Origin of the sequence: uncultured Microscilla sp. (assembly GCF_947493425.1) — a bacterium.
In the GTDB taxonomy this organism is placed as follows: Bacteria; Bacteroidota; Bacteroidia; order Cytophagales; family Microscillaceae; genus Microscilla.
In genome coordinates, this window is sequence record NZ_CANLRP010000211.1 from 1 (window position 1) to 12,872 (window position 12,872).

At 43.0% G+C, this 12,872-nt stretch carries 9 protein-coding genes and 1 CRISPR repeat array; of the genes, 8 read left to right on the forward strand and 1 reads right to left on the reverse strand.

Annotation, left to right across the window (positions count from 1 at the left end):
* Positions 1–35 precede the first annotated feature (35 nt).
* Complete coding sequence (locus Q0954_RS29720; protein ID WP_299464132.1) at positions 36–260, reverse strand: hypothetical protein; 225 nt, start codon at positions 258–260, stop codon at positions 36–38.
* Between the two features lie 203 nt (positions 261–463).
* Between Q0954_RS29720 and cas8b the strand changes: the two genes are divergently transcribed.
* The 8 genes from cas8b (at position 464) to cas4 (ending at position 9,944) form a co-directional block, all read left to right on the forward strand.
* On the forward strand, positions 464–2,389 hold the full coding sequence (gene cas8b / locus Q0954_RS29725; protein WP_299464135.1) for a type I-B CRISPR-associated protein Cas8b/Csh1: 1,926 nt from the start codon (positions 464–466) through the stop codon (positions 2,387–2,389).
* 22 nt (positions 2,390–2,411) lie between these two features.
* Positions 2,412–3,323, forward strand: coding sequence for a type I-B CRISPR-associated protein Cas7/Csh2 (gene cas7b / locus Q0954_RS29730; protein WP_299464138.1), 912 nt, complete (start codon positions 2,412–2,414; stop codon positions 3,321–3,323).
* On the forward strand, positions 3,313–4,065 hold the full coding sequence (cas5b, locus tag Q0954_RS29735; RefSeq protein ID WP_299464141.1) for a type I-B CRISPR-associated protein Cas5b: 753 nt from the start codon (positions 3,313–3,315) through the stop codon (positions 4,063–4,065). Before cas7b ends, cas5b begins: the two co-directional genes overlap by 11 nt.
* Positions 4,043–6,508 carry a CRISPR-associated helicase Cas3' gene (gene cas3 / locus Q0954_RS29740; RefSeq protein ID WP_299464144.1) on the forward strand — a complete coding sequence of 822 codons (2,466 nt, stop codon included), beginning with the start codon at positions 4,043–4,045 and terminating at the stop codon, positions 6,506–6,508. Before cas5b ends, cas3 begins: the two co-directional genes overlap by 23 nt.
* 4 nt (positions 6,509–6,512) lie before the next feature.
* The gene (locus Q0954_RS29745) at positions 6,513–7,172 is read left to right on the forward strand and encodes a CRISPR-associated endonuclease Cas6 (protein WP_299464147.1); all 660 of its coding nucleotides are present in this window, start codon (positions 6,513–6,515) and stop codon (positions 7,170–7,172) included.
* Positions 7,173–7,884: 712 nt separating this feature from the next.
* Positions 7,885–8,892 (forward strand): CRISPR-associated endonuclease Cas1, encoded by a 1,008-nt coding sequence (cas1, locus tag Q0954_RS29750; protein ID WP_299464150.1) that lies wholly within the window; start codon positions 7,885–7,887, stop codon positions 8,890–8,892.
* A 165-nt stretch (positions 8,893–9,057) separates the two neighbouring features.
* The gene (gene cas2 / locus Q0954_RS29755) at positions 9,058–9,348 is read left to right on the forward strand and encodes a CRISPR-associated endonuclease Cas2 (protein ID WP_299464153.1); all 291 of its coding nucleotides are present in this window, start codon (positions 9,058–9,060) and stop codon (positions 9,346–9,348) included.
* A gap of 20 nt (positions 9,349–9,368) precedes the next feature.
* Complete coding sequence (gene cas4 / locus Q0954_RS29760) at positions 9,369–9,944, forward strand: CRISPR-associated protein Cas4 (protein WP_299464156.1); 576 nt, start codon at positions 9,369–9,371, stop codon at positions 9,942–9,944.
* Positions 9,945–10,146: 202 nt separating this feature from the next.
* A CRISPR array of direct repeats spans positions 10,147–12,580; the repeat unit is 37 nt; unit sequence CTTTAAGAGCTACTTCCATCAAAACAAGGATTGAAAC.
* Positions 12,581–12,872 lie beyond the last annotated feature (292 nt).

The following is a 12,872-nucleotide window of genomic DNA, read 5'->3' on the forward strand; positions in this document are numbered from 1 at the left end:
TGCTTCGAGTGTTGGCGTGCTTTGGTCTCGCTTCACTAAGACCAAAGCAGTGGAAGTAATTTAGTCCAGAGTCCAGAATCAGTAGACCATAGTTTTTTAGCGTCGCTTCGCGCCAATTCGTAATTTAGTCCAGAGTCAGTAGTCAGTAGACCATAGCTTTTAGTATCGCTTTGCGAACATTCGTAATTAACTTTGCTTCGTGCCCATTCGTAATTGACTACTTTAGATGACGAGTGCATAGAAATAGCAGAATACACCATTTTAGCCATTGTTTGCAAGGTAGTTTTTTGCTCATAGACACAAGTTGTCCCCTGCGTTTACTATGTTTACCCCCAACAACACAAAATCATCAATTCTAAGGATAAATTATTGGTATTTAAGGCGTTGTTTTGTGCCCTAAGTAACCCAACAAAATATATAATCATTATACTTTAGCTGTTTTTAAAAAATACCACACAAACCTATGCAAGACCGGGCAATTATAGAAATAGGCAAGCTTGAGCTGGCTGCCATGCAAAAAGCCAATAAAGCACCGTATCAGTTTTTTGTGCAAAACATGTTTCCCAAAAAAGCCGACTACTCCATGGCACTCATGGTATTTGAGTTGCACCCGGTAGCTCCATCAGGGTTTAGGTGCACTTTCAAAGCAGCCGACCTCACGAAGGTGAGCGAGCAAAACTTTGAAAAATTTGCTTACCGCAAAGGCTCAGCTCGCGGAGGCGACATTACTTTTACGACCAAGTTTGGCGACTTAGACAAGAAGTTGAAGACCCTTGTCAATAACCAGTTCAAGGCTTTGATGTCGCGTTTGACTACCTCGCCCCACACAAAAGAGTTTCAGATGTTTAACGCTGTGCATCAGTTTTTGCTCAAAGAAGAAAACGCTGACAAGGTAAAAGCTGCGCTGACCAAACTATACGAAACCTTGGACAAAAAAGAGCAACAAGCCACTGGGCTAAGCATGGTGCTGGAACTGGACGGTGAAAAGTATTATTTGAGCGATTTTAAGGCTGTTCAGGAGGTGTTGTATGAAAATGGCACCCAAGAAAAATCAAAAAAATACGATGTAACCTCCGAAGGCACTCAAGAGCTATGCGCAGGGTGTTTGCAGTCCAAGCCAGTGGTACACGGCTTTGGCTCGCCTTATAAATATGCGACAGTAGACAAACCAGGGATGGTGAGTGGTTTTTTTAAGCAAAAAAACAATTGGAAAAACTACCCGATATGTACTGACTGTAGCCTGGTGTTTGAGCTGGGGCGCAACTACATAGCCCAACACCTAAGCAAGAGCTTTTATGGCAAGTTTTATTATGTCATTCCTAAGATAATACTACAAAAAGACCGCTCACAATTGCCCAAAATCATAGAAAAGCTTGAAGGCTTGTATAAAGATTTGATGAAGCAAGGCAGGCAGCACGAAAAGCGGGAGGATGCCATTTGGGAAATGGTGGCACAGGATGACGATTTTTTTAGCCTGAACCTGCTATTTTATGAAGAAAACAGCACCACCAAAGCCATTAAGATAAAGTTGTTGCTGGAGGAGATTGTTCCTTCTCAATTTCGGAAGCTGTTTGTAGACACACCCAAGCAAATCAATGACCATGTGTTGTACAAAAAAGCGTATACCTCTACCGACAAAAAGACCAAGCAAAAAAAGAAGAAAGACCTGAAGTTTTCGTTTGGCTTGCTCAAAACATTTTTCGAACACGACTTTTACCGCCTCATGCAACAGGTGTTCGAGCAACAGCCCATGGCCGAAGAAAGCTTGTATGCCAGTTTTATGCAAGCGATCAGGGCTAATTATAACAAAATGAAAACCTCGGATGGCTACGCAGAAAATACCCATCTGACGGTGCTCAAGGCACACCTTGCTTTGAGGTATTTGGCAGCAATTAAAGTCATTGATTTACCCAATAAACCTATACAAACGATGGAACACACTACACCTTCGGAAGATGTGCAAACCGCGACATCGGACGAGCAACAAAAAAAGGGGTTTGACCCCCAACGCATTGAACAATTTATGCAAGACAATCCCCAGTTTTTGAGCAATGACGCCAAGCGTGGCGTGTTTTTGCTGGGGGTACTGGTCAGGCATGTGCTCGACGTGCAATATAGCCAGCTCAACGGCAACACCCCGTTTGAAAACAAGCTCAAAGGCTACCAACTAAGCCCTACACATTTGCAAAACCTGTATACCGAGGCCATTGGCAAGCTAAGACAATACAAGGCTACTCCACCTACTTTGCTCAAGGTACTCAATCAATATTTTGTGCTTCACATCGACCAAATACTCAAGATGTCGAACAATGAAGCCTCGTTTTATTTTGTGGCAGGCACGCAAATGATCCGTGAGTTGAAATATGTAAATACTGAATCAAAAAAATAACCTTTTAAAACCTTACATCCTTATGTCAGAAGTAATACAAAACAGAAGCGAAATACTGTTTTTATATGAAATAGAAAATGCCAACCCTAACGGCAACCCTCTAGACGAAAACCGCCCCCGGTTCGACAGCGAAGATAGTACTGTCATAGTGTCTGATGTACGCCTCAAGCGTACCGTGCGCGATTATTGGTATGAGTACGAAGGCTTTAATGGCGAAAATGGCCAAGATATTTTCGTGCGCGAAACCCAATACCAAGAAGGAGATAAAAGTTATGTATCGGATGGCAAGCGCCGCGCCAAGGCTTTTGGCGAAAGCAAAGAAAAAGTGCTGGAGGCCTGTATAGATGTACGTACTTTTGGCGGAGTAATTCCACTTGCCAAGGCTTCTATCACCCTTACCGGACCTACTCAGTTTCAAATGGGGCGTTCGTTGCACAAAGTAGAGATTGCCACCGAACAAGGCACAGGGGCTTTTGCTTCGGGCGATAAAAAATCGCAGGCTACCTTCCGTACCGAATACAAGGTGCCTTATGCTTTGATTGGGTTCAATGGTATTATCAACGAAAAGGCTGCCAAATATTCACAAATGACAGCAGCTGACCGTGCTTTGTTGTTAGACGGGCTTTGGGAAGGCACCAAAAACCTGATTTCACGCTCTAAGTTTGGGCAAACGCCGGTGCTTATGTTAGTGGTTAACTATAAAGACGCTTCGCACATTGGCAACTTACGCCAACGGGTGGCTTTACAAACCGAAAAAAACGAGCTTGCCTTGCGTAGCCTCAACGACTTTAAGTTAGACCTGAGCAAGTTATGGGCTTCGCTGAAAGACTCTAGTGATAAAATTGAATCAATAGACCTCCGCTTGGACGATCGGCTACAGCTGACCCAAAATGTAAAAATTGTGCATGGAAAACTTGATTTAAATGCCCTCTAAAACGATTCTTATTTTTGACATAGAAAGTGAGTATGGGCATTTCAGGAAGTTTAACACCACTACTTCGCCCCTTACTTACTCTATTCCCCCACGCCCGGCACTGGTTGGGCTATTGGGGGCCATTTTGGGCATCGAGCGCGAGGTGTCAACGGGCAAGTTCAACCAAGGAGTTGTTCCGGTGGCCGAGCTATTTGCCAAACCTGATACCGAGCTGGCAGTACAGTTGGTAAACCCGGTAAAGAAAGTGCCCATGGCTTTTAACTTGTTGGATACCGAAAAAAGTGGGGCGAGTTTTTTCAACATCAAGCAGCGCACCCAAATAGAGTTTGAGCTATTGAAGCATCCTTGCTTTAGGGTGTTTGTGGCTTGCGCCAACGACAAGTTAATGCAACAATTGGTAGACAAAGTACAGCACAACCAGGCGCATTTTACGCCTTACCTGGGCTTGAGCCAGTTTACGGCCACTTGTAAGTTTGTGGCAGTAGCAGAGGCGCATTTGCTGGCAAGCACCGAAGCCCAAGAGGTAGTAACGGCGGTAAACCTCTCAGAAAACCGAGAGATAGCGTTTGAATACGAACAACAGATGAAGTATACCTCTGATACGTTTCCGATAGAGCTCAACGCTCAGCGAGTGGTACAAAGTTATGCCGAGGTGTTGATAGAAGCCCACGGGAAGCCTATTAGGGTAAAATCTGAACGTATTTATACAACCAAACAACATGGAAACCTCTTATTCTTATAAATTAAAATCACACCCTGACAAGTTGTTGATTGACCACCTGGGGGAGGTGACCAATTATGCAGTATATTTGCTGGAACGACACCAATTGTTTGCCCAGCGCCCCGAATGGCGCACCATTATAAAAAACCTGGTGCGCTTGATGGGCAACTACCACGACATTACCAAAGCCATTGACTATTTTCAACACTATTTGCTATCGCCCACTCATGAAGAGATAGGGCCCAAAAGTCACGCGTTGCTATCGGCATTGTTTACCCGGCAAATAGCCCGTGAGTACCTTGCCTCTACCCAATTGAGCAAGTTTGAGCAAAAGCTATTGGCAAACTTTACTTTTACGGTGGTAAAAAGACACCATGGCAGGTTGCTTGACTTTGAAACTGAACTATATGACTTGGGCAACCACGACGATAAAAGGGATGAACTCGCCCAACAAATAGGGGTGTTTGCTGAGGAAGAAACGGAGCAAATGATCCGTTTTTTTGCCCAAACATTAGGGCTGAAATACTGCCTCGATGATTTTAAGGAATATATTGGCAATGAAAACTACGCCAATGAGTTGGAAGACTTTTACGAAGATGAATTTGGCACCAGGTATGGCACCTGGCAACAACTGCCCGACGAGGTACGCATGGATTATTTTTTTGTGCACCAACTCATGTTTGGCAGTTTATTGCTTGCCGACAAAACCGATGTGATTTTAGACACCGAACGCCATAAGCAACGCCTGAACCTGGGCAATGACTTGGTGGAAGCGTTCAGAAAAAAGAAAGGGTTTGACCAGCCCTCTAGCCAGATCAACCAACTCAAAAACCAGGCTTATACCCAAGCTTTAGAGGGCTTGCGCCAACGGTTTAGCCCCACCCAACATATTTACTCTATTACCTTGCCTACGGGCTTGGGCAAAACCATTACTTCGTTTGCGGTGGCGCTAGAGCTTAAACAAATGCTGCGGCAACAACATCGCCTGGTAGTAACGATTCCCTTTACGTCTATTATTGACCAAAACTTTGAAGTATACCGCGATATTCTCAATAATGAGAGTTCGCGGGTGTTGCTCAAGCACCACCATTTGGCAGAGCCCGCATACAAAGAGATTGAAGACGACGAGAGCTACAACCCGCTAGATGTAAACAAGAGTCAGTTTTTGATAGAAACCTGGCAGTCGGAGGTAGTAGTCACTACTTTTGTGCAGTTGCTTAACTCTATTTACTCCAACCATAAGTCGTTGGTAATGAAGCTCCCCAACCTTGCCAATTCTATCATCATTTTAGACGAAATTCAAACCATCCCCTATGCCTATTGGCAATTAATTAACCGTAGTTTTAAAGCCATTGGGCGCTTGTTTAACTGTTACTTTGTGCTGATGTCGGCAACCCAACCGCTGATTTTTGCGCCCGAAGAAGAAATCATAGAGCTGGTGCCCGATTATGCCCAATACTTCAGACACTTTAACCGCACCCGCTTGATCAACTGTTGCCAAGAGCCCGTGTCTATGGATCACTTTGGGCAAACCGTTGCCCAATACCTGCAAACCTACCCCAAGCGCGATGTATTGGTGATTTTGAACACAAAAAAATTGAGCAAGCAATGCTTTGAGCAATTGCAACAGCTAACCAACGAAGCAAACAATGATTTGTATTACTTGTCTACCCTGATTACCCCCCATGAGCGCAAGCAAATCATTCAAAAAATAAAAAAACCTGCCAACAAACGTAAGGTGGTCATCTCTACCCAATTGATAGAGGCTGGAGTAGATATTTCGGTAGATACCGTGTTTAGAGCGTTGGCGCCGCTCGATGCCATTATACAAGCGGCAGGGCGTGCCAACCGCTACAACGAAAAGGCTACCCAGGGGGAGGTATATTTGTACGAAATAGAAGAAATGAGGCAGGTAAGCAGCCTTATTTATGGGCAAGAGCTACTGCAAAAAACGTGTAATGTGCTGCAGGATATTCGGCAAATAGAAGAGTGTGATTACTTGCGGCTGATTGAGGCTTATTTTAAGGAAGTACGTACCCAATCAGACGTGATCAAGCAGCCTTACCTGGAAGCCATACACATGCTGCAGTTTGAACAAGTGGGTGCGTTTTCGCTGATAGAAGAACGAACAGGCGCTTCGGTGTTTGTAATGATCAATGACAGGGCTAAAGAGGTGTGGGAAAAATACGTGAAGATTTATAATGATGAATCGCTGAAAAAATATGAGCAAAAGCGGGCTTTCGCCCAGATAAAAACGGTGTTTTATGATTATGTGATCAACATTCACCCCCAACACGCCCCCGAAGATATAGAACCAGTCTTTCATTTTTATGTGATTGATCCTATCACTCATCCGCAATACTACACCTATAACCCTGCGCAACAAGCCCAAAACACGGGCTATCAGATAGTAGATGCATCGACCAAAACAAACCCTAATCCATCGCTTACCCAAAACTACTAAACCCATGCAAACCATCAAAACCACCACCATTCGTTTTCCTGAATTGCGCCTGCACGCTTCGGCGGGGCACCAGCTCAGGGGCTACTTTGGCAACTTGTTCAAAGAGCGGTCGCCCTTGTTGCACAACCACCTGGCCGATGGGTCGGCGATTTATCAATACCCTTTGGTGCAATACAAGGTGCTGAAGGGCACCCCTACCCTATTGGGTCTGGGCGAGGGAGCCGAGCTACTTGCCGAGCTTTTTTCACATATCAAAGACCTGCATTTGGGCGAGGCGCATTATCCGGTATATAGCAAAAACATTGTGACCAACCGTGCCCCGTTGGGCGTAAACCCCACCGAACTATACGAATACCGCTTTGACACCTTATGGATGTGCCTCAATGATAAAAACTACGCAAAATATCACCAGACCCGCCCCAAAGAACGAGAAGCATTGTTGCAAAAAATATTGATTGGCAACTTGCTGAGCATGTGCAAGGGATTGGGACACACAGCTACCGCCCAAATATTGGCAAAACCCAAGGTAAAGGAAGAAGCGACTCATTTTAAAAATCAAAAAATGAAGGCCTTCAGTGGCGCCTTTACCTGCAATGTGGTATTGCCCCAAGGCATTGGCATTGGCAAAGCGGTGTCGCGGGGGTATGGGGCAGTGGTGATATAGCGGCAAGCTTTAAGCTGCAAGTGTAAGAAATAAGAGGCTAAATCAAAGAGCTACAAAATAGGTAATATGACTGAATAACAACCTCAAGCTTGAAGTGCAGTCGGTAGACTTTTAATAAAACAGCTTTTTATACCTGCCAGGTAGGCTGTTAAGAATTTTAAAAAAGTGCCCCACGTTTTTGAGGAAACTTTTATGATTTTAAAAATAAGGTAAACATTCTTTGTCTAATACAAGATACCCAAATTTTTCTTTTCCTGCAAAAATAGCCATTACTACGTTACAGGGTATATTTTAAAGAAAAATCAGTTTTGGTTTATCCAATCAAGGTAGGCAAACAATTCCTTGAAAGTTGTGATAATCTCATGGTATTTCTAAACCAAAAACGTGGGGAAGAAATTACCAGATTCTTAACAGCCTACCTGCCAGGTTTTCAAAACCTGGCAGGTATGGGTAGACTTCTCTTTATTATAGGTTTTAAAATACTTGACGCAAATATTAAATTTCAACTGCCTATACTAGTGCTTTGGGAACTAAGTAGTTTATACACTATTTCGAGTTTATTTTGGTGGCTGTCAAACCTCCAAAAAACGAGCATAGCCTAAGCTACGTGAGTTTTTTTAGGTGAAGTCAGCAGGCAAAAGAAGCCGAAATATGTGAAAGGAATTTAGTACCCAGAGCACTAGAAGATTGAGGCTATAAAAACTATAGGCTTATGACAACCGACGATTTATTTATCAACTCAAAAGGGGCTTACCTTCAGGTAACCAACCAAATGTTTTGCATACGTACCAAAGACGCAAAAACCAAGAAATATCAAGCCCACCCGCCGATTGCTCCCCACACGGTACACCGTATTTTTTTGCACCGGGGTACGGCCGTAAGCGTAGACGCCATGCACCTTGCTTTGATCAATAATATTGACATTGTGCTGATGCAACACGATGACCACCCTATAGGCAGGGTATGGCATACCAAACTGGGCAGCACCACCAAAATACGCAAAAGGCAACTGGAGGCAAGCCTGAATGCGGTGGGCACGGCTTGGGTAAAACAATGGCTAAGCGCTAAGCTGGGCAACCAGGTGGCGATGATTGAACAACTCAAAAAGCACCGGGAAAGCAAGCGGGCTTACTTGCACGAGAAAGTAGATAAAATAAAGGCGATGCAAATGTCGATAGAAGCCCTGGAAGCAGACCACACCGAGGCCATTGCCGATACCTTGCGGGGGCTGGAAGGCACAGCGGGGCGGTTGTACTTCGAGACGTTGAGTTATGTGCTTGCCAAAGCGTACCAATTTGTGGGCAGGAGCAAACGCCCGGCACACGATGCTTTCAACGCTTTTTTGAATTATGGCTATGGGGTGCTGTATAGCATGGTAGAACACGCTCTGGTGATTGCGGGCATTGACCCTTTTGTGGGCTTTATGCACCGCGATGGCTACAACCAACGCAGCATGGTATATGATTTTATTGAGCCCTATAGAGGGTATGTAGAGCAAGTAGTAATGAAGCTTTTTACGGCAAAAAAAGTAAACCAATCGCATACCGATGCCATCAAGGGTGGGGTAAGACTCAACGAAACGGGCAAACCCTTGCTTACCGAAGCTTTAGGTCAATATTTGCGGGGCGACAAGGTAAAACACGGGCGTAAGCAACAAACCCGCGAAAATATTATCAAGCTAGAGGCGGTAACTTTTGCTCAAAGCTTGTTAGCTGGATAGCATCAATGAGGCGCTGGGAACTAGGGACTGGGTTTTAGGTAAAACTAACAGGTACAAGCAATTACCGATTTTTTATCAAGGTGATATAAAACCGTAGAAGCTGGTAAATCAATCTTTGACTTATTAACCTAAATTCATAATAGCATAAACTAAAAAACAAGACAGATGATTGTATGGGTATTGTATGACATAGAAAACGACCGGGCACGCACCAAGGTAAGCAAGTTTTGCCAGCAAGCAGGGTTGAGCCGGGTACAGTATTCGGTATTTTTGGGCACTATAGATGCCCACCGTCGCGACACGCTGGCGCTACAGGTAGAAGAGGTAATAGACGCCAACAAAGATAAGGTGTATATTTTGCCCATGAGCAAAGACGAGGTACGCGAGGCGGTGTGTCTGGGGCAGGCACTTGACGAAAAGTTGGTAACAGACCAGGTACAATCGTTGTTTTTTTAACCATAAAAACCTTGAACGACATGATCAGCGTCACTCCTTCTGAGATTATAGCGCATTTGTATTGCCCGCGTTTCACTTATTTTTTGCGGGTGCTCAACATTGCCCAGCACGAAGACCGCCACTATAAGGTACAAAAAGGACGGCAGGTACACGAAAGCAAAACCAAGCTCAACCCAAAGTATTTGCGGCAACGCCTGGGCGTAGTAGAAAAACACACCAATGTCTACCTCACCAACAAAACACTGCGGGGCGAGATAGACGAGGTATTGATGTTGGCCAATGGCAGGGCGGCCCCGCTCGACTATAAGTTTGCGGTGTATGAGGGGCGGGTATACCAAACTTACCTGCATCAGTTGTATTGCTATGCCTGGTTGATAGAAGACCATTTTGGGGTGGAAGTAACCGAGGGTTTTTTGGTGTATACGCGTTCGCGCAATAAAGTAGTACCTGTAGAGATCAGCCCACAAGCCAAACAAGCGGTCAAAACGGCAGTACAAGAAATGGTGGCGGTAACCAATGAAAATATTTTTCCAAAAGCTACCAAATCTAAAAAAAGATGTGCAACTTGTACCTATCGAAACGTGTGCCCTCAATAAGAAGAAAACCTTTGCCGGAGGGCAATTTATTTAAGGTTGTCTCAAACACCTCTTTAACAAGCTGATTATAAGCAGGTTGTCTATTCGGAAAACTTGCCAAAATGGGCTTAAAAAGCACTTTGACGTATTGTTTTTTTTGATTTTAACCTCTAGTGATTTCACTATAACTCATTGATAGTCAGTTGATAATAAAGAAAGACGACTTTAAGAGCTACTTCCATCAAAACAAGGATTGAAACCAAAAAGTTCTGTAATAGAACCCATACCCGTACACCTTTAAGAGCTACTTCCATCAAAACAAGGATTGAAACTTGAGGTTGGTCGTGTACTGTCTTTCTCTTTGAGCACTTTAAGAGCTACTTCCATCAAAACAAGGATTGAAACACGTAGTGGGTGATGATACCCTGAAACACTACGAACTTTAAGAGCTACTTCCATCAAAACAAGGATTGAAACTGCAGTCGGAGCACGTTGGTGTTTTCCCATTGTGTCTTTAAGAGCTACTTCCATCAAAACAAGGATTGAAACATGCCCCAATATTATCTAAGTGTTGAATTTCGTTTTCTTTAAGAGCTACTTCCATCAAAACAAGGATTGAAACCGATTATGTTTGTTTGTATTGGTTATTTTAAAACGTCTTTAAGAGCTACTTCCATCAAAACAAGGATTGAAACTTAGTAATGGCAACAAAAAAGGAAAATTACACATTGCTTTAAGAGCTACTTCCATCAAAACAAGGATTGAAACTCATGCTTGTCACCCCGGCTTGGTCGAAAGGGGGCTCTTTAAGAGCTACTTCCATCAAAACAAGGATTGAAACACCATAAGCCCTGAGTAACTTTCTTTTCGCAAAACCCTTTAAGAGCTACTTCCATCAAAACAAGGATTGAAACGATTTTAGCTCGTCTCCTGTTTCTTTGATGAAGGGACTTTAAGAGCTACTTCCATCAAAACAAGGATTGAAACATAACTTAAATTAGCATCTTTAAGGCGATAAAATTCTTTAAGAGCTACTTCCATCAAAACAAGGATTGAAACTGGAAGATAAAGTGGCGTAAAAGCTCACATTGCCTGACTTTAAGAGCTACTTCCATCAAAACAAGGATTGAAACCGTATTGTACCCCCTTGCGGGTGGTATCAATTCTCCTTTAAGAGCTACTTCCATCAAAACAAGGATTGAAACTTTTGTGTTTCGTTATACACAACCCAAGCAATATTGTCTTTAAGAGCTACTTCCATCAAAACAAGGATTGAAACAGATAAATGTAAGCAAAACCCCGAAATAAAGTGTCTTTAAGAGCTACTTCCATCAAAACAAGGATTGAAACTCTTCAGGTAAAAAACGCGATGTATTATGATATGCAACTTTAAGAGCTACATCCACTAAAACAAGGATTGAAACTAATTCAAATGAATAATAAAAATGTGTTTATAATTGCTTTAAGAGCTACTTCCACTAAAACAAGGATTGAAACCAAAATACCGCAAATGGGTATTTTTTACCACGCTACTTTAAGAAGCATATCCATTAAAACAAGGATTGAAACTTGGTGCTGGTAGCACGCCAACAGATTACGCTCCAGCTTTAAGAAGCATATCCATTAAAACAAGGATTGAAACACATTGCCGCTTCCAAAACGGCAATTCCGGAATACCTTTAAGAAGCATATCCATTAAAACAAGGATTGAAACGATTGATATACGAGTCCCAGATCACGGAGATACGTCTTTAAGAAGCATATCCATTAAAACAAGGATTGAAACTTGGTTACCCAAGGCATTTCCATTACCTTTTGCCAACTTTAAGAAGCATATTCATTAAAACAAGGATTGAAACAGGAGGTTGAACATTCTTTTTAAGTTTGCCCGGTAACTTTAAGAGCTACTTCCACTAAAACAAGGATTGAAACAGGACGAAAAGTGGCTAACATATAGTGATATACTAGCTTTAAGAGCTACTTCCATCAAAACAAGGATTGAAACTCTGATTCATGCAATCGTCGAATCCAGTGTGCAAGCTTTAAGAGCTACTTCCACTAAAACAAGGATTGAAACTAAACAACCCTGAACTACTTGCTGACTATATCGAACTTTAAGAGCTACTTCCATTAAAACAAGGATTGAAACTAAACAACCCTGAACTACTTGCTGACTATATCGAACTTTAAGAGCTACTTCCACTAAAACAAGGATTGAAACTGTAGAGCGAGCGCAAGAGCTACAGTCTGCAAGCTTCTTTAAGAGCTACTTCCACTAAAACAAGGATTGAAACCAGACTTGCGGCAATTCGGGGCGGCCAATTTAGGAGCTTTAAGAGCTACTTCCACTAAAACAAGGATTGAAACAAAACGAGCCGAAACCTTAGCGACTTTCCAGAGACTCTTTAAGAGCTACTTCCACTAAAACAAGGATTGAAACCCGTCTACGCCTATTGACAAATAGCTTGTGCTAATCTTTAAGAGCTACTTCCACTAAAACAAGGATTGAAACCTATATAAGCCCAGACAATCACCAACATGAGTCAGATCTTTAAGAGCTACTTCCACTAAAACAAGGATTGAAACTAAAATATATGTGACGTCTGCAGTGTAAAAAACTCTTTAAGAAGCATATCCATTAAAACAAGGATTGAAACTCTCTTGCTTGCTAAACCATTGAGTCTCTTTTTTTAGGTTTCGATCGGTTGGTGAAGACACACAACCGAGGCGGGGGTGGTAATAAGAAGGGCTACTTCCATTGAAACAACGATGACAAGTGTATAGAAATAGCAGAATACACCAGGGTTTTAGCCTCGCTTGGCGACCATTAGGAATTTAGTCCGGAGTTGGTAGTCAGTAGACCATAGTTTTTAGCCTCGCTTGGCGAACATTCGTAATTAGCTAAAGCAGAGCTCCCTTCGGTTGGTTCGTAATTGATTCACTCGTAAT